The sequence below is a fragment of the uncultured Nitrospira sp. genome, from assembly GCA_902500695.1.
In the GTDB taxonomy this organism is placed as follows: domain Bacteria; phylum Nitrospirota; class Nitrospiria; order Nitrospirales; family UBA8639; genus Nitrospira_E.
This window is the reverse complement of sequence record CABVRQ010000024.1, coordinates 1-18,626: the sequence shown is the minus strand read 5'-3', so window position 1 is coordinate 18,626 and position 18,626 is coordinate 1. Positions and strand designations below refer to the sequence as shown.

Annotated in this window: 17 protein-coding genes; all 17 read left to right on the top strand. The window is 53.2% G+C overall.

Annotated features, from left to right (window positions below):
* Window position 1 precedes the first annotated feature (1 nt).
* Window positions 2-1,516: a UDP-N-acetylmuramoyl-L-alanyl-D-glutamate--2,6-diaminopimelate ligase gene (locus AAH187_RS08285; RefSeq protein ID WP_342347979.1), complete on the top strand. Its 1,515-nt coding sequence runs from the start codon at window positions 2-4 to the stop codon at window positions 1,514-1,516.
* A gap of 15 nt (window positions 1,517-1,531) precedes the next feature.
* Window positions 1,532-2,947, top strand: a complete 1,416-nt coding sequence (gene murF / locus AAH187_RS08280; protein WP_342347978.1) for a UDP-N-acetylmuramoyl-tripeptide--D-alanyl-D-alanine ligase — start codon at window positions 1,532-1,534, stop codon at window positions 2,945-2,947.
* A 130-nt stretch (window positions 2,948-3,077) separates the two neighbouring features.
* Window positions 3,078-4,154, top strand: a complete 1,077-nt coding sequence (mraY, locus tag AAH187_RS08275) for a phospho-N-acetylmuramoyl-pentapeptide-transferase (protein ID WP_342347977.1) — start codon at window positions 3,078-3,080, stop codon at window positions 4,152-4,154.
* 13 nt (window positions 4,155-4,167) lie between these two features.
* On the top strand, window positions 4,168-5,589 hold the full coding sequence (gene murD / locus AAH187_RS08270; RefSeq protein ID WP_342347976.1) for a UDP-N-acetylmuramoyl-L-alanine--D-glutamate ligase: 1,422 nt from the start codon (window positions 4,168-4,170) through the stop codon (window positions 5,587-5,589).
* On the top strand, window positions 5,590-6,768 hold the full coding sequence (gene ftsW / locus AAH187_RS08265) for a putative lipid II flippase FtsW (protein WP_342347975.1): 1,179 nt from the start codon (window positions 5,590-5,592) through the stop codon (window positions 6,766-6,768). It begins immediately after the preceding gene.
* A 17-nt stretch (window positions 6,769-6,785) separates the two neighbouring features.
* Window positions 6,786-7,874 (top strand): undecaprenyldiphospho-muramoylpentapeptide beta-N-acetylglucosaminyltransferase, encoded by a 1,089-nt coding sequence (gene murG, locus AAH187_RS08260; protein ID WP_342347974.1) that lies wholly within the window; start codon window positions 6,786-6,788, stop codon window positions 7,872-7,874.
* Window positions 7,875-8,199: 325 nt separating this feature from the next.
* Window positions 8,200-9,579, top strand: coding sequence for a UDP-N-acetylmuramate--L-alanine ligase (murC, locus tag AAH187_RS08255; protein ID WP_342347973.1), 1,380 nt, complete (start codon window positions 8,200-8,202; stop codon window positions 9,577-9,579).
* Between the two features lie 38 nt (window positions 9,580-9,617).
* Window positions 9,618-10,544 carry a UDP-N-acetylmuramate dehydrogenase gene (murB, locus tag AAH187_RS08250; RefSeq protein ID WP_342347972.1) on the top strand — a complete coding sequence of 309 codons (927 nt, stop codon included), beginning with the start codon at window positions 9,618-9,620 and terminating at the stop codon, window positions 10,542-10,544.
* Window positions 10,545-10,617: 73 nt separating this feature from the next.
* Window positions 10,618-11,586: a D-alanine--D-alanine ligase gene (locus tag AAH187_RS08245; protein ID WP_342347971.1), complete on the top strand. Its 969-nt coding sequence runs from the start codon at window positions 10,618-10,620 to the stop codon at window positions 11,584-11,586.
* Window positions 11,583-12,404 carry an FtsQ-type POTRA domain-containing protein gene (locus AAH187_RS08240; RefSeq protein WP_342347970.1) on the top strand — a complete coding sequence of 274 codons (822 nt, stop codon included), beginning with the start codon at window positions 11,583-11,585 and terminating at the stop codon, window positions 12,402-12,404. Before AAH187_RS08245 ends, AAH187_RS08240 begins: the two co-directional genes overlap by 4 nt.
* A gap of 3 nt (window positions 12,405-12,407) precedes the next feature.
* Window positions 12,408-13,661, top strand: coding sequence for a cell division protein FtsA (ftsA, locus tag AAH187_RS08235; RefSeq protein WP_342347969.1), 1,254 nt, complete (start codon window positions 12,408-12,410; stop codon window positions 13,659-13,661).
* A 112-nt stretch (window positions 13,662-13,773) separates the two neighbouring features.
* Entirely contained in the window at window positions 13,774-14,979 is a 1,206-nt protein-coding gene (gene ftsZ, locus AAH187_RS08230; RefSeq protein ID WP_342347968.1) for a cell division protein FtsZ, read from the top strand.
* 4 nt (window positions 14,980-14,983) lie between these two features.
* The gene (gene pgeF / locus AAH187_RS08225) at window positions 14,984-15,739 is read left to right on the top strand and encodes a peptidoglycan editing factor PgeF (RefSeq protein ID WP_342347967.1); all 756 of its coding nucleotides are present in this window, start codon (window positions 14,984-14,986) and stop codon (window positions 15,737-15,739) included.
* Between the two features lie 211 nt (window positions 15,740-15,950).
* On the top strand, window positions 15,951-16,700 hold the full coding sequence (locus tag AAH187_RS08220; protein WP_342347966.1) for a YggS family pyridoxal phosphate-dependent enzyme: 750 nt from the start codon (window positions 15,951-15,953) through the stop codon (window positions 16,698-16,700).
* A 29-nt stretch (window positions 16,701-16,729) separates the two neighbouring features.
* Complete coding sequence (locus tag AAH187_RS08215; protein WP_342347965.1) at window positions 16,730-17,029, top strand: YggT family protein; 300 nt, start codon at window positions 16,730-16,732, stop codon at window positions 17,027-17,029.
* Window positions 17,030-17,052: 23 nt separating this feature from the next.
* Window positions 17,053-17,571, top strand: coding sequence for a DivIVA domain-containing protein (locus AAH187_RS08210; RefSeq protein WP_342347964.1), 519 nt, complete (start codon window positions 17,053-17,055; stop codon window positions 17,569-17,571).
* A gap of 42 nt (window positions 17,572-17,613) precedes the next feature.
* Window positions 17,614-18,626 (top strand): serine hydrolase (locus AAH187_RS08205; protein ID WP_342347963.1); only part of this gene is annotated, 1,013 nt, incomplete at its 3' end.

Genomic DNA, 18,626 nt, shown 5'->3' with positions numbered 1-18,626 from the left:
TGTGACGCTTCGAGAGCTTCTTGCCTCATTGGATAAGGTGCCAAGTGAAGGGGATCTTCAGCGTGAGGTTATGTCCATTACCGAAGACTCCCGGCAAGTAAAGCCTGGTTCGGTATTTGTGGCAATCAAAGGGGAGCACTATGATGGGCATGAGTTTGTGAGACAGGCTCAAAATCAAGGGGCGGTTGGTGTGGTGGTGGAAGAGGACTTTGAGACACAGGACCCGCCAGTAGGAGGAAATCCGTCAGTTCTCATTCGAGTCAAAAATTCCCGGAAGGCCTTGGGCTTGTTGGCGGCAAAACTTTCCGGTATGCCTTCTGCCCAACTGGATATGGTGGGGGTCACCGGGACAAATGGAAAAACCACGGTGACCCATTTAGCCAAATCCCTTCTGGAAGCTCAAGGACATCGTGTGGGACTGTTGGGAACGGTAGGCTATGTGTTCGGGACAGAACACCGTGTGGCGTCTCATACCACCCCTGCTTCTGTCGAGCTACAGGACATGCTGAGGGCCATGGTCAATGCCGGGTTGGATGTTGCGGTCATGGAGGTTTCTTCCCATGCGTTGGCATTAGATCGGATAGCCGGCTGTGAATTCGATATTGTGGTGTTTACCAATCTGACGCAAGACCATTTAGATTTTCATCACACATTGGATAACTATTTTCAGGCGAAACTCCGTTTATTTACGGAATGTGTCGATAGCGGTCAGAAGACCCGCCCTAAACGAGCCCTTGTCAATGCGGATGATGAACGGGCGCCCCTGATTCTCCAACATTGTTCCATTCCGACCTGGACATACGGGATCCATACAGAGGCAGACATCAGAGCGGAATCCGTCCGCCTCTCCATGGGAGGAACGGACTTTCTGCTGAGCAGTCCCCACGGTCCGTTGACGATCAAGAGCCAATTGGTCGGTGAGCATAATGTGTCTAATCTGTTGGCCGCCATCGGGATTGCCCTGGAAATGGGCATGACGGGTCCGATGATTGAACAAGCCGTGCAGTCAGTGGCGAATGTTCCTGGACGATTTGAACGCATCAATGAAGGCCAACCATTTACGGTTGTCGTGGATTATGCCCATACCGAAGATGCGCTGTATCGGTTGCTTCGAGCAGCGAAGGCTATTACAGAAGGACGAATCATTACCGTGTTTGGCTGTGGTGGCGATCGGGATGCCGGGAAAAGACCGAAGATGGGGCAGGTGGCGGCACGACATAGCGATGTGGTGATCGTCACGTCCGACAATCCACGAACGGAAAATCCTCACACAATCCTGACTCAAATCGAACAGGGGATTCAATCTCTGCTTCCGCAAGAACGGTGTTCGTATCAGATCATTGCCGATCGAGCCGAAGCCATTCATGCCGCCGTGTCTGAAGCCAAGGGTGGAGATCTGTTGTTGATAGCAGGGAAAGGGCATGAAGACTACCAAATTCTTGGCACTCAAAAAATTCATTTTGATGATCGTGAAGAAGCCAGGAAGGCGATCCATCGACAGATGGGTTTCAGGTAGCTCGGACCATCCGACATGGCAGCTTTTGAGATAGACGAAGTGCTCGATGCGACTGAGGGAACATTGATCCTCCAGGGAGCCCAGAAAGGAAGAATGCTTCGAGTGAAAACTGATTCGCGGGAAGTTAAATCCGGCGATCTGTTTCTGGCCTTGAAAGGGGAGAAATTCGATGGCCATGAATTTGTGAAAACGGCCTGCAAGCTAGGAGCCCGAGGGGTGATTGTTGAAGAGGCCCGGGCCCGGGAGATGTTGACGCAGGTGCGTCGGGCTGGCTTGGTTCCCGTCATGGTGGTGGGGGTGAAAAATACTTTGCGAGCCTATCAGGGCTTAGCCAGGTTCCATCGATTGCGCTTTTCAATTCCCGTGGTGGCCATTACCGGCAGCAATGGAAAAACGACGACGAAGGAAATGGTGTATCAAGTACTGGCGACTCGCTGGCGTGTTCATAAAACGCAAGGGAATTTTAATAATGCCATCGGCGTACCCAGGACTCTCCTTGGCCTTCAAGCCGGGCATCAGGCTGCGGTGATTGAAATGGGGGTGGATCAAGTGGGGCAGACCACCCAATTGTGTGACATGACGAGACCAACCGCAGGGGTGATCACCAATGTCGGTCCCGACCATTTGGAATTCTATGGCACGATGGCCAGGTCGGCGATATCGAAAGCTGAATTATTGGATTGGCTTCCTCAAGCTGATGGTGCGGCAATCTTGAATACGGACGACCGATATTTTGAAACGTTTTCCCGGAAAGCGAAATGTCCTGTGATCTCATTTGGGTTGTCGACTCAGGCGGATGTTCGGGCGGCCGATTCGGAGTGGAACGGACGGCGTACGGCATTTCGCCTGTTCTTACCTCATCGAAAACTGGCCAAGCGGGCGAGTGTCCGAATCATGGGCCCGCACAATATTGCCAATGCTCTGGCCGGCGCGGCAGTGGGATGTGCTTTTGGATTGTCGGGTGAGGACATTGTGTCTGGATTAAATAAGTTTCGCCCCGCTCCGATGCGGTCGGAAATCCGCAGGTGGGGAGGGGTGCTATATCTCTACGATTGCTATAACGCTAACCCTGCTTCAGTCAAAGCGGCGTTGGAGTCGCTGGTGAGTCTGAATTCCGCTCGAAGGACCATAGCCGTATTGGGGGACATGCTTGAGTTGGGTCCCAAAGAAGCTCAGTTTCATCAGGAAATTGGACGCGAGGCTGCCAAACTCCATCTTACCCATTTAATTGCCTGTGGAGCGTTTGGGCACCACATGTCCGAAGGTGTCCATAAAGTGCACGGATCCACTCAGGTGTCCGTGGTCAGAGATGCCATGGAAGCCGGTGCGTTGCTGCAAACGATGGTGAAACGTGGCGATGCCGTGCTCATTAAGGCCTCTCGTGGAGCAAAAATGGAACGGGTGCTCGACGCCGTTCGCCCTGGGTCCTAGCCTGCCTGGATGAGGCCGGATGCCATGGCCATAGGGGACCTCGATAGTGAAACGTCTAAACGTCAAGATGAATGAGCGACGATATCCGGGCGGAGGGTTCTTTCCCTCTACCCGAAGAAAGTAAATCCTAATGCTATATCTATGGCTGTATCCCCTTCATACAGAATTTGCCATCTTCAATGTATTTCGCTATCTCAGTTTCCGCATTATTTATGCAGCGGTGACCGCCTTTCTGATTGTGTTTTTCCTTGCTCCTCCCATGATCAAAAAATTGCAAACATTGAAACTGGGGCAAAAAATCCGGACTGATGGCCCGCAATCCCATCTTGGAAAATCCGGAACTCCGACGATGGGAGGACTGCTCATCATTTTTTCGGTATTGCTCTCAACCGTGTTATGGGCGGATATCACCAATTTCTATGTCTGGTTGGTCCTCTTGTCGCTTGTGGGTTTCGGGCTGATCGGATTTGTGGATGATTACATTAAAATTTTACGGGGCCAATCCAAAGGATTGACGGCCACCCAAAAAATCATCGGGCAGTTGGGGGTGGCTTTGGGTATTGGGATGTTTTTTTATCTTTCTCCTGGCTATTCCACGGAACTCAGTGTGCCGTTCTTTAAATCTTTCACTCCGGATTTAGGAGTGCTCTATATCCCCTTTGCCATTCTGGTCATTGTGGGGTGTTCTAATGCGGTGAACCTCACTGACGGGTTGGATGGGTTGGCCGTCGGACCGGTTATTATTTCTTCGATGGCCTATACCGTGGTGGCCTGGGCAGTTGGAAATAAATTGGTCTCAGGGTACCTACTCGTGCCTCATATCGAAGGAGCCGGGGAACTCGCCATTCTAACGGCCTCCATTGTCGGGGCGGGGTTGGGTTTTCTCTGGTTTAACACCTATCCGGCGTCGGTCTTCATGGGCGATGTGGGATCCTTACCCCTTGGTGCCGCCTTAGGGACGGTGGCCGTGGTGTGCAAGCATGAATTGTTATTGATCCTGGTTGGCGGAGTCTTTGTGATGGAGGCGGTGTCCGTAATTTTTCAAGTGGCATCGTTTAAGTCCAGAGGGAAGCGAATTTTCCTTATGGCTCCGTTGCACCATCATTTTGAATTGAAGGGATGGGAAGAACCCAAAGTGGTTGTGCGTTTGTGGATCATTGCGATCATTTTGGGCCTCTTAAGCATTAGCACATTGAAATTACGCTAATCATAGGATTGTTGTGGAACCCTGTGGAGCTATGGAAGCCGTGAACGTCACTCCCGTATTTCCAATCGTGAGTTGGCAAAATAAGCGTGTCACGGTGTTTGGTCTCGGACGAAGCGGCAGGGCGGCTGCCGATCTCCTTCTGGACATTGGCGCGTTGGTGACGATTGTCGAAGAACACACAAGTCAGGATTTCGAGTCCACGGCGGCCGCATATGGCCTTCGAGGTGCTCAAGTGTTTCGAGGGGATGCCGTAGCTGACGGGTTGAGGGATCTCGAACTCTTGGTCGTCAGTCCGGGAGTCCCCAAGGACCATCGTCTTCTCAAGGAGATTGGCCAACGGGGCATTCCCATTATTGGAGAAATTGAATTAGCTGGATGGTTTCTTCGGGCCCCCATCATTGCCGTGACCGGAACTAACGGGAAAAGTACCACGGTACGTCTCATTGGATCGATCCTGCAACAAAGCGGGAAGCGGGCATTTGTGGGAGGAAATCTCGGTATTCCGTTATGCGAGGCGGTGCCCAAGAGAACGCATCCGTCCCCTACGCCCGACTATGAGTATATTGTGGCAGAAGTCTCGAGCTTCCAATTAGAAACCATTCACCGGTTTCGGCCCTGGATTGCCGCGTTGTTAAATGTGACGCCCGATCATCTGGATCGACATCCCACTCAGGAAGACTATCAGGCTGCCAAACAGCGTATTTTTGAAAACCAGACGAATCAGGATTGGGCACTCATTAATGCGGACGATCCTGTGGTGAGGGCCATGGCCTTGTCGGCACGGTCAGGCATCTGTGAATTCAGTCTAACCAGAAAAGTTGAACAGGGTGTCTATCTCGAAGGAGGCGATATTAGGGCCAGGATGCATGGGGATGATTTTTTATTGGCTTCACGGGACGCCCTTCCGATGCGGGGAAATCATAATGTGGCGAATGCGATGGCGGCAATGAACATCGGACTCCTCTGTGGATGTTCAGCAGAGGATATGGTCCGTGCCCTTCGGACCACACCGACCTTTGAGCATGCTTTGGAAGTGGTACGGGAGTGGCAGGGGATCACATTCGTCAATGATTCGAAAGGCACGAATGTGGACGCCACCCTCAAAGCCTTACAGAGCTTCCATGAGCCGTTGGTCTTAATTCTTGGTGGAAAAGACAAAGGCGGTGATTTTTCGCAGTTGGTTGACAGTATTACACGGCAGGTTAAGGGAGTGGTGATTATCGGAGAAGCCACTCAGAAAATCCTTCAGACGTTGAATCAGATCAGGCCGGTGACCCTCGCAACCAGCTTGACGGATGCAGTTTCCCAGGCCGTGGCATTCGCGTCCAGGGGGGATGTAGTGTTGTTTTCCCCGGCTTGTGCCAGTTTCGATATGTTTCGGAACTATCATCATCGAGGACTTGAATTTAAGCGGGTTGTCGGAGAACTTCAATAAATGGGCATTCCAGCCATCTTGCGGCGGAAAAACTCTCACGTGGATTCCCGGGCATGGGCGGATTTGTTCCCGAGAAATCTGGGCGTCGGTTCCAAGCGGATCGATCCTCTGATTGTGGGAATCACCCTGGCATTATCCCTAGGGGGGCTGGTCATGGTGTTTAGTGCCAGCGGGGTCATGGCGGAAAATAAATTTACCAATGCCACCTATTATCTCCAACGACAAATCGTATGGATGTTGCTGGGATTTAGCGTTCTGCTGATCGGATCCTTGATCGACTATCGCCGGTGGAAGCAATGGATTCCCATGGTTGTGGGAGGATGTGTGGTGGGATTACTGCTGGTCCTGGCGGTGGGCCCTCAAATTAATGGAGCTCGACGATGGCTGGCACTCGGGTTTTTTTCCATTCAACCCACGGAAATGGCCAAGCTGGGGGTCGTGCTGTATCTCGCGGCATTTCTCTCCAATCCTCAACGGCGTGTCACTGACTGGCAACGAGGGTTTCTTCCCCCTGTGGCGATGGTAGCCATAATTTGTGGGCTCATTGTCGTTGAGCCGGATTTAGGAAGTACCGTCGTCATTGGTCTGGTGTTCGTCGGCATGATGTATCTGGCCGGCGCGCGACTCAGTCACTTGGGGTATTTAGGGGCGCCGATGATTTTGGGTGTCTGTGCTCTCATCTGGATGAGTCCTGAACGATGGGAACGGATGACGACATTTTTGAATCCTTTTGCGGACCGCCAAGGTGCAGGCTACCAACTTGTTCAGTCCATCCTGGCCTTGGAAAATGGGGGATTATTTGGCGTTGGTCTTGGGCAGGGCAAGCAAAAACTGATGTTTCTTCCCGAAGGCCATACCGATTTCGTATTGGCCCTGGTGGGAGAAGAGCTGGGGCTCATTGGAACCTGCGGCCTTCTGGCTCTGTTTGCCATATTGGTGTGTAAAGGATTTCGGGTCGCGGCCCTCGCACCGGATTTATTTGGGCGCTACCTCGCCTTGGGGATCACCATGCTCCTGGGCATTCAGGCTCTGATCAATGCGGGTGTTGTGAGTGGGCTGTTGCCGACCAAAGGTCTCACGCTTCCCCTGGTCAGTTACGGGGGGTCGTCTCTCCTGGTCACGATGTTAGCTCTTGGAATTTTGCTGAGTGTGGCTCGACAGGGACGAGCAGACCCTTAAGTGAAGAGAAGGGTGTAATGCAGGTCGTCATTGCTGCGGGTGGAACGGGAGGTCATATGTTTCCGGCTATCGCGTATGCCAAAGAATTTCAACAGCATGACCCTGGAGGGAGCATTGTGTTTGTCGGGACGGGGAAATCTTTAGAGGGAGAAATTCTGGGGAAAGAAGGGTTTGGATTTGAACCGATCACGGTGGAAGGATTTGTGGGGCGAGGGGTGGTTGGCATGATGCGTTCGCTCATTCTGCTCCCGAAGTCGTTGTGGCGTGCGGTCCGGATTCTTCGAGGTCACCATGCCGATCTGGTCATTGGGACGGGCGGGTATTTCAGTCCTCCCGTAGTCGTGGCGGCCTGGTTGTTGAATATTCCCAGAGTCTTGCTGGAACCGAATGCCATGCCGGGATTGGCCAATCGGGTGTTGGGACCTTTGGCCGACAGAATTTTTCTGGCCTTTGACAGCGCCAGACCTTTTTTCTCGTCATCGAAAGTCAAGGTCATTGGCACACCTATTCGAAAGGCTTTTGCATTGGAACGTCCTCCTGCTCTTCCGCAGAAGATCTCACATCTGTTGATCTTTGGCGGGAGCCAAGGAGCTCGGGCGATCAATTCAGCCATGTTGAAGGCTGCGGAGGTCTCATCGAGGCTGCGGGAACAGGTGGCTATCACGCATCAGACGGGAGCCGACGATTTCGAACGGGTCAAGGCCGGCTATGCACAATTGGGGGTTCAAGCAGATGTCCGCCCCTTTCTCTTTGATATGCCTCAGGATCTTGCTAAAGCGGATCTCGTTGTTTGTCGGGCCGGGGCCAGCACATTGGCTGAGTTATCAGCCTATGGAAAAGTTGGAATTCTGATCCCGTTTCCCCAGGCGACACACAACCATCAGGAAATGAATGCCAGGTCCATGGAAGCGGCCGGAGCGGCTCGAGTGCTTTTGCAATCCGACCTCACTGGGCAGCGGTTGGCAGAAGAAATTGAACAATGGATCTCGGATATTCCCCGGTTACAGGAAATGGCTGGACGAAGTTGGGCACTCAGGAAAGTCCATGCCACAGAGCAGATGGTGGGTGAATGTCTCTCCCTGGTGGGGCATCCGGTCGCGTCGTAATGCCACAGATATGATGGGAAAATATGGCCACACGAATGAATAAGTAACAGCGTCAAAATAGAAAGCATTGCGTGATCGTATTCAATCTTTAATGAGGAGGGACTCTTACAGGGAATGAAGAGGATGTCCTGCGAGGTCAATGGCTGGAATGCCCGGAATGGTCGTTGTGTCATGAGAAAGGCCTATGATGGCGTTGCGAGTCCGGTAGGCCGAACCGGTATTGAGACCATACGTCAAGATTTACAGACCATGCGTTTACAACGGTGGATGCATCAAGTGACCGTCTCCGGTGATCCTCTCTTCAACTCTGGAAGTCTAAAACATTATGTTTCGAAAAATTCACCACATTCATCTAGTCGGTATCGGGGGAAGTGGAATGAGTGGCATCGCAGAGGTTCTCCTCACGTTAGGATATAAGGTCACAGGCTCTGATGTGGGGGCGTCCGACACGATACGCCGGTTAGAGGAATTAGGGGGAACGGTGTATATCGGGCATCAGGAATCGAATGTGGAAGGGGCGCAAGTGGTAGTGGTGTCGTCGGCTATTGCCGGATCCAACCCTGAAATTCGTGCGGCCCGGGCGAAGGTTATTCCCGTCATACCACGAGCGGAAATGCTGGCAGAGCTGATGCGATTGAAGTTTGGAATTGCCATTGCCGGAGCCCATGGAAAAACCACGACGACGTCGATGGTCGCATCAATTCTGGCGCAAGCCGGCCTCGACCCCACATTCGTGATTGGAGGAAAAGTGAATGCCATGGGAACCCATGCGCGATTGGGCCGGAGTGACCTGTTGATTGCGGAAGCTGATGAGAGTGATGGATCGTTTTTGCGGTTGTCACCCTCCATCGTGGTCGTCACGAATATCGACCGCGAGCACTTAGATCATTACGGAAACATGGAAGGTCTTCAAGAGGCATTTTTAGAATTTATCAATAAGATTCCTTTTTACGGTGTGGCAATTGTGTGCGCCGATGATCCCTGGATTCGAAAGCTTCTGCCCCGTGTGGTGAAGCGATATCACACGTATGGCATGAGTGATTTTTCCGGTGCCCTGACCTCAGATTTGTATGCAACGGAGATTGAAACCAAAGCGATGGGTGTGGAATTCCGGGCGCATTACCGGGACCAAAAGCTTGGCCCATTCCGTATTCGCATTCCAGGTGTGCATAACGTAGCCAATGCGTTAGCGGCCATCGGGGTGGCCCTGGAATTGGATGTGCCGGTGGATTTGATCCGGGCAGGGTTGGCGGCCTTTGCAGGAGTCGAACGACGGTTCCAGATTCGTGGAGAAAAAAACGGCATTGTGGTGGTGGACGATTATGGCCACCATCCTACGGAAATCCGTGCCACCTTGGCGGCTGCGCGGGCCGCGTGGCAGCGCCCGTTGGTCGTCGTGTTTCAGCCACATCGGTTTTCAAGAACCAGGGACCTTGCCGACGAGTTTGCCAAGGCCTTTGAGCAGGCGGATCGCGTGTATGTCATGGATATCTATCCGGCCGGTGAGGCGCCGATCCCCGGGATCAACGGGCAAATGATGGCCGACACCATTCGGGCGTCCGGTCATCCCTCTGTCCAATGGCTCAATCGTGACTCCGGTTTGATCGCCAAATTGCGTGAGGAGCTTCGGGAGGGCGATGTGCTGTTGACTCTGGGAGCGGGGGATGTCTGGAAAGTCGGAACAGAATTGCTGGAATCGTTGTAAGCGAGTGATGTGAGTCATGGATATCGAGGGACACAAAAGTGAAGATTGGCCGGCGGACACTGACAGCGAAACGGCTTCAACGAGCCGTGCAGGATGTGCAGGGAGAAGTCTGCTGGAACGAACCGTTGGCGCCTCTTCTTTCGTTGAAGGTGGGAGGTCCGGCGGATGTGCTGGTTTTTCCCTCGGACGTGGAAGACGTCATTCGGGTGATCCTGGGGGCTCGAGCAGAAGGAATTCCCTTCGTGGTGTTAGGCGGAACCAATGTCGTCGTTCGTGATAAAGGGATTCGAGGCATTGTGATGCACTTGAAACAATTAACCGGGATACAGGAGGAAGCCGGCCATGTGGTGTATGCCCAGGCGGGTGTGCGGTTGCCCCGGTTGATGCAATTTGCCGTGGGGCATCATCTGTCCGGAATGGAGTGGGCGGCGGGGATTCCCGGAACCGTCGGTGGCGGTGTGGTGATGAATGCCGGAACCCGGTTGGGGGAAATGCAGGAGGTCTTGCAAGCCGTCGATTTGGTAAATCTTCGTGGGCATCGCGGACGGATCGAGTCCTCCAAGATTTCATTTGTCTATCGGAAAGCGACGCTCCCCAAAGGTATCGTCGTTGGCGCATGGGTACAGTTGGCTCCTTCGAATAAAGAACAGGTTGAGGCGAAAACCAAAACCTATCTTCAGTACCGGCGGGAAACCCAACCCTTAACCCTCCCGAATGCCGGGTCGGTGTTTAAAAATCCCCCTGGAGATTCGGCCGGACGGTTAGTCGAAGCGGCAGGATTAAAGGGAGTGCGGGTTGGTGATGCCGAAGTGTCGACCAAGCATGCCAATTTTATTGTGAATAGAGGAACGGCCACAGCCGAACAGGTCCTGGCGTTGATTCGAAAAGTCCGGCAAACCGTGGCGAGGAAATTTGGAGTCCGTCTGCAGCTTGAATGGAAAGTTATTGGAGAATCGTCGAAATGACAGGCTTAATAATGGTGGTGAAGAAGAGATGCACCCGGAGCGGAAGGCTTATCATAAAGGGAATACACGGGAAATGATGACACAGAAATCGTTGCGAATCGGTGTGCTCATGGGTGGATCTTCAGCCGAGAGAGAGATTTCTCTCAAGACCGGGCGTTCGATCTGTGATGCATTGAAACGACGTGGATATACGGTGATCCCCATTGAAGCCGATGCCTCCCTGCCGCATCAGATCCGGGCTAAGAAAATTTCGATCGCCTTTCTCGCCTTGCATGGACCGGGAGGGGAAGATGGCACGGTTCAAGGGATGTTAGAAGTGATGAAGGTGCCGTACACCGGATCGGGTGTGAGTGCGAGTGCCGTGTGCATGGATAAGGGATTGACGCGCGTGGTGCTTCAGGCTGCCAAGGTGCCTGTGTCGCCTGGCATGACCTTATACGACAAAATGATCCCGGTTCGTCCACCAGCCACCTTAGGGTTGCCTGTTGTGGTGAAGCCTTGTGCGCAGGGGTCCACATTTGGTGTCTCGATCGTTCGCAAGCCAAATCAATGGAAAGAGGCTTTGCAGGAAGCCTATCGATATGGAGAGCAGGTGGTGGTGGAAAAATACATTCCCGGTCGGGAAGTGGCGGTGGGTGTCTTTGGCAACGAGGTATTACCCGGTGTGGAAATCATTGTGCCTGGCGGATTTTATGATTTTACGGCCAAATATGGAAAGGCTTCAACTCGGTATGTATGTCCGGCCTCCCTTTCTCCAAAACTGGAAAAAGCTCTTCGTGAATACAGCCTTCGTGCCTATCAAGCGTTAGGATGTCGTGGTGCCGCCCGAGTCGATTTTCGCATTCATACTAATGGACGTCCGTATATCCTCGAGCTGAACACCATTCCCGGCATGACTGAACGGAGTTTGCTTCCCATGGCGGCGGCACAGATCGGGTGGAGCTATGACGAGCTGGTTGAACGGATTTTGCATGACGCCCTACCGAAGAAGATGGCGCCGTCTGTGAGGAAAGTCAGGGCGACAAGGAAATCGGCATCATGATATCGAGAGAATCTCTGAACACGAAACGACCTCGAAAAAACCGGCCCCTTAAAAAAGCCGGAGGACAGGGGAAAGCGAAGACCCCATCGACAGCATTGAAGGTCCGCCGTGTCGTGATCGGAGGTGTCCTGGCCTGTCTCATCGTGGTGGTGGTGGTGGGAGGACGACAACTGATCCGGTGGGCGAATGAGTGGACAGAAATCCAACAGATCACGGTGGTGGGTTTGGATCGAGTCTCGCGCGATGAAATTCTGACGAGGCTGGCCTTGCCCCCACAGACCGGTTTGTATTCTGTGGATCCGGAGCTGCTCGCGACCCGGTTGGATTCGCATCCTTGGATTGGGTCGGTCGCCTTTGAACGGGTGTTTCCCCATTCCCTGGTAATTCAGGTGGCTGAGCGTCAGCCTGCCGCGGTGTTTGGATCACCAACCGAACCCTATTTTCTGGATGCAGAAGGATATCTGTTGCCGAAGGGGAAGGCGCCGGAGGGAACGACATTGCCCATTGTTGATGGGGTGACCTCGAAATTTATGACCCAGCATGAGGCCGAAGGCCATCGACGCGCCAAGCAGGGCATTCACATTGCTGAATTGCTGTCCCAACAGTTTTCGGGAAGACCACGGATTGATGTGTCTCAACCTCATACGACGATCGTGGATCTTCCCAATGTCCGGTTTCAATTCGGGCGTGAGGTAGAGGACCAGTGGCAACGATTTTTGGTGTTGTATCCCACCGTGAAGGATAAAATTGAAGGTCGGTCGCAAGAAGTGGATTTGCGATTTGCTCAAAAAGTCATTTTTCGCAAGAGGACACTATAGGACATGACCAAAAAAGAACACATCGTCGTGGGACTGGACATCGGAACCACAAAAATTTGTGCCGTGGTGGGGGAAATCCAGGATGATCGCTCGATCCATGTGATCGGGGTGGGCTCCCATCGTTCGAACGGGTTAAGAAAAGGCATGGTCGTCAACATGGAAAGTACGGTGGAGTCCATCAAGCGGGCCGTGGAGGAAGCAGAATTGATGTCGGCGGTCCAAATCAATTCCGTGTATACGGGGATTGCAGGAAGCCATATCGGGAGTGAAAGTGCGCAAGGCGTCGTGGCCCTGAAAAAACGGGAAGTGACCAAGGCGGATGTCCGGCGTGCCGTTGATACCGCTCGAGCCTGCGCCGTGCCGGCTCCGGACCGCCAAATTCTCCATGTGCTTCCCCGGGAATTTATTGTGGATGATCAGGAGGGGATTCGCGATCCATTAGGCATTGCGGGATCGCGCTTGGAAGTCGATGTGCATATTGTGACAGGAGCGGTCACTTCGGCACAAAACCTTATCCGGTGTGTCAGCCGGGCGGGATTGGATGTCGTCGATATTGTGTTGCAACCGTTAGCCTCCAGTGCTGCCGTGCTGACACCTGAAGAGAAAGACCTGGGGGTGGTGATGGTGGATATCGGGGGAGGAACCACCGATATTGCGATCTTTGTTGAGGGGTGTATCAGGCACTCGGCAGTCCTTCCCATTGGGGGGAGCCATCTCACCGGGGATCTGGCGATGGGTTTGAAAACCGCGCCGGAGGAAGCCGAAAAAATTAAATTGAAATATGGGGTGGCCAGCAGTCTCTTTGTGAATGAGGACGAAGGCATTGAAGTGCCGAGTGTCGGAGGACGGCCGCCTCGGGTCATGCCTCGAGCATTGGTCGCACAAATTCTTTCTCCACGGGTAGAAGAAATGTTCGAACTCGTGCTTCGCGAAATCCGTCGTGCCGGGTATGAGGGCATGTTGGTGGCCGGGGGCGTATTGACGGGCGGGACCTCCCTGCTTCCAGGCATGGCCGAAGTGGCGGAACACGTGCTCAATCTATCGGTGCGGTTAGGTCGCCCAATTGGAGTGGAAGGTCTGCGGGAAATAGTCAGTAACCCGAGCTACTCCACCGCTGTGGGGCTCATCGTTCATTCGGTGAGTCACGAAAATGAGTTTGAACTGGTGGGACCAGGAGCCGGCAAAGGCAAAAAATCCGGACGTTGGGCCGGTGGGATGGTCGGTAAAATGAAGGGATGGATCATGAACTTTTTTTAATTCATGACAAGAAAGGAGGATCATGTATCCGTGCCTACTTCGCGAGCTAATTTGAGTCATTAATCAAATGTCCCCACGGGCTATCAGGGGAGTGGTAGAAAGGAGGAGTCGTATGTTTTCACTGTCTGAGGAGGAGGAATCTGGCATTAACATTAAAGTTGTGGGTGTCGGAGGTGCCGGGTGCAACGCGGTCAACACCATGATTGAAGCCGGCTTAAGCCGGGTAGAATTTGTCGTGGCCAATACCGATCTGCAAGCGCTGGCCCGTTCGCTCGCGTCGTACAAAATCCAATTGGGGCCGGAGCGAACGCGGGGCTTGGGGGCAGGAGCCAAGCCTGAGGTTGGGAAAGAATCTGCATTGGAAAGTGAGCACCAAATCCGTGAGGCCCTGGAAGGCGCGGATATGGTCTTTGTCACGGCAGGCATGGGCGGTGGCACGGGCACGGGCGGTGCTCCCGTTGCCGCAAAAATTGCCAAAGAGTTGGGAATTCTCACGGTGGGGGTGGTGACCAAACCCTTCCAATATGAAGGGAACCGGCGGACAAGTTTTGCTGAAGAAGGAATCCGTGAACTCAAAAAATACGTGGATTCTCTCTTGATCATCCCCAACCAGAAACTCCTTGGAATGGTTGATAAGAATACTCCGCTTGTAGAGGCGTTCAAAATTGCCGATGATGTGCTGCGTCAGGCCATTCAAGGTATTTCGGATGTCATTACCACTCCGGGTTTGGTCAATGTGGATTTTGCCGATGTGCGAACCGTCATGGGCTATTCGGGGCGAGCGGTGATGGGGATGGGAACGGGTCGGGGTCCGACGCGAGCAGGCGATGCGGCCAGACAAGCCATTGCCAGCCCCTTACTGGAAGATGGAAGCGTGGAAGGGGCTCGAGGATTGTTGTTGAATATTACGGGTGGCCCCAACCTCACGTTGCATGAAGTGAACGAAGCGTCCAACATTGCGCGGGAAGCGGCGGATCCTCAGGCCAATATCATTGTTGGCCAGGTCATTAATCCCGACCTGGGGGATGAATTGACCGTGACCGTCATTGCCACAGGATTCGAACAAGCCGAGTCAATCCTGCGGTTTCCCAGTGCACATCAACCGACCCTGGTGGTCGAGCCTGTTAAAAAGCCCGCATTGGTAGCGGTGCCTACCGATAATGGGGGGAGCAACGGTTCAAACGGTTCTGAGGATCTTGACCGGCCCACCTATCTGCGAAGACAGACGACTGCCAGGCCGGTTCCTGAAAAGAACGGCCTGTTGGTGGATGATGATTGGGATGTACCGACGTTTTTACGGAGGAAGGCCGACAACTAATTTCATGAGCATCGAAAAACGTCCCCTGCCAGGGGGGACCGGAGTATCAGATGACGGATTCACGAGTCATGTGATCCCCGTTCGGCATTTCTTCGGGACCCGGAGTATGCCGGCAGGATTACATGCCCATATCCAACTCGGTCACATGGTGAATGGGCCGAAGGAATTTCCCGCTATCGTCGCCCTCAAGCAAATTCATAGTACCCGGGTGGTCGTCATACACACCCATAGGGGGCTGGGGGCATTAGAGCAGACGGAAGGGGACGCGTTAGTCACCAATCAACCTGAGACCCTGGTAGTCGTGCGCACGGCGGATTGTGTCCCTGTGCTGCTTGTCGAGAAGACCAGGGGTGTCGTTGCTGCCATTCATGCCGGATGGCGCGGCGCGGTGGCCGGTATCGTGGCAGAAACCATTCGGGCTTGTGTGGATGAATTCGGGGCGAAGCCGGAGCACATGCATCTGGCGATCGGCCCCTCAATCGGACCGTGTTGTTACGAAGTGGATGAACAGGTTCTCAACCCGTTGCGAAGCCGGTATCCAATATGGCCTGGTGTGCTTCAAGAAACCAAGGAAGGCAAAGGAGTCTTAGACCTCAAGCAATTGATCTATCACCAGATCCGTGCCGGTGGAGTGCCTGATTCTCAGATTGGACGGGTGGACCATTGCACGCATTGTCGGGACGATCTCTTTTATTCCTACAGGCGGGAGGGGCAGGTGAATGGGACCATGTGTAGTGGAATTATCCTGCCTGCTGCCTAAGGATTGATCCCGTTTGCCAAGAGTGCCGAGACCTCATGCGATGAGGGAAGCATCGCTGACCCATCCTGGGCGATTCGCACCCTCTCGGCCTCCATCCCTGGCGGAGCGCAGCAAGGGGAGAGAGTCTTCCTCGTCCCGTTGCGGGTTTAATCCTTGTCCGTGACTCAAGCGGCAATCCCGTTTACAATAGAAGTCAAATGAATGATCACCGGTGTGCTCGTTGAAGGATGGCCACGTTTCTCACTCCATTACTCATACGATTCAAACTATCCAGGAGAATATCCGGCAGGCTGCCCTTCGTGTCGGGCGAGATCCTTCCGGTGTTCGGTTGGTGGCGGCGACCAAAACCGTTCCCGCCGTCAATTTAGAGGAAGCGTATCAGGCCGGCGTACGAATATTTGGAGAAAACCGGCTCCAGGAGGCTCAGGAGAAACGAGAGGTTCTGGGGCCACGAGAAGAATTGGTCTGGCACTTCATTGGTCGGATGCAACGTCGGAAACTCAAAGACCTTGTCGGGAATTTTTCGTTGCTGCATTCCGTGGAAAGTCTGGAGCAGGCCGAGAGTATTAATGCCGTGGCTGAAAAGTTCGGGATTCAACAAGCCGTGTTACTGGAAGTGAATGTCGGGGAGGAAGCCAGCAAGGGAGGTTTTTCTTCCCAGGAGGTGGAAGCCAGGATAGAGGAATTAGACCGACTCCCTCACGTCGAAATTCAGGGGCTCATGACGCTTCCACCTTGGAAGGAAAATCCCGAAGACGTTCGCCCCTATTTTCTCCAAGTCAGTCGGTTACGAGATCGACTGGCTGGACAGACATGGAATCGTGTACGGATGACCGAATTGTCCATGGGCATGTCCCATGACTACGAGATCGCCATAGAAGAAGGGGCGACGATGGTGCGAATCGGAACGGCTATTTTTGGAAGTCGAGGGAAAGCCGTTAATCCCGGCACCGTGGGATAATTCGACTGGTATACAGGTAAAGGAGAAACATGTTTATTGCGGGAAATGTATTACAGGCGATTGCGACCATCCTGGATACGATTTTATCGATCTATATGTGGGTCATCATTATTCGCGCCTTGATCTCCTGGGTGAATCCTGATCCCTGGAACCCCATTGTCCAGTTTTTAGAAAGAGTGACGGAGCCGGTTCTTTCTCAAATCCGGCGTCGGGTCGGCATGCTGGGAATGGGATTTGATTTATCTCCGATCATTGCTATCCTTATTATTATGTTTTTCCAGATTGCCGTGGTAGCATCTTTGAAGGATCTCGCGCTCAGAATGCACTAGCCGGTGAGGGGAAAGGAGTCGTCATGAAAATTACACCGTTGGACATCCAGCATAAAGTCTTTGATACTCAATGGCGAGGCTATCATAAGACACAGGTGGACCAATTTTTGGAAGAAATCGCCGAGTCGGTTGAGGAACTCACGAAGGACAACCTGGTGCTCAAAGAGAAGTTGTCGGGGAAGGATGATGAAGTGGGGCAACTTAAACGAGCGGAAACCACGCTGACCAGTACGCTCATTTCAACCCAATCCTTTGTCGATCAACTCAAGCATGGGGCCCAACGGGATGCGGATCTTTTGGTGAAAGAGGCGGAATTAAAAGCCGAAGAAATTCTGGCACAAAGTCGGGCCGAACTCGCCGAAATGCGTCGAATGATCTCGACGCTCAAACAGCAGCGGGCGCTGGTGTTGGATCGCTTGCGGTTGACGTTGAGTTCCTTCCATCGTTTAGTCGAAATTGAAGAGCGACCGGAGGCCTCGTTTGAAGTGGATGGTGAGTCAGATATGAGTGCGGAGCGAACATCCCGTCGGGAAGCAGGCTAGACGTTTCGACCTCCTCATTAAATTGTGGATCAGACCGATCCTATGGTGCGTATCCTCCTTGAAGGAATCGACGCGCAGGTGTTTCCTGGTGCGGTCTTGTTCGTCCGTCACCAGGGCTATCTTCGGGGTCATCATGCTGTTGGTCTCACCTCCGGTCTTCCGGATGCTTATCCCGTTCAACTTCAGACCATCTACGATCTCGCTTCTCTCACAAAGCCTCTGGCAACCGCGTCGGCCATTCTGCTCCTGGTGCAGGATGGACTTCTGGATCTATCAACGCCCATCGACGTGCTATTACAGGAAACCAAAAATTTTCCCTTAGGCCGGGTGATTCTCAAGGATGTTCTCTCGCATCAAAGCGGTCTTCCGGCATGGCGTCCATTTTACCAGGCCTTCCCTCCGGCTCTTCCCTCAGATGTTCCATCCCGTCTTGAACGATCCAGGGCCTTTCTGGAGGTGATCCTCAAGGAACCGTTAGAAGCTGTGGCACATCCCAAAAGCATCTACAGTGATTTAGGCTATATGGTGCTCGGGTTTATCGTGGAACGGATCACTAATCAATCCTTGGCTGAGTTTTGTCGGAGTCGAATCTTTGGTCCCTTGCATGCGAGCCCACTCGGCTATCGAGGGTCCAACGTGGCGGCCACATTGGACTCATCGATTGGTGGGTGCGCACCCACTGAACAGGATCCATGGCGTGGGCGTCTTCTGCAGGGGGAGGTGCATGATGAAAATGCGTTCGCGCTTGGGGGCATTGCCGGGCATGCGGGTCTCTTTGGTACAGCCGAAGCCATAGGGCAGATCACCAATGTTTGGTTGGAAGGGTACAAAGGGAATCCAGGGATCCTTGATCCTCACCTGGTCAAGCAATTTGTGACGGCACAGTCTGGAACCAGTTGGGCATTAGGCTGGGATACGCCCTCTCAACCCTCTTCTTCCGGCCAGTGGTTGTCTCCGGAATCGTTCGGCCATCTGGGGTTTACCGGCACAAGTATCTGGATCGATCCCATTCGTGATTTGGAAGTTATTTTTCTTTCCAATCGTGTTCATCCCAC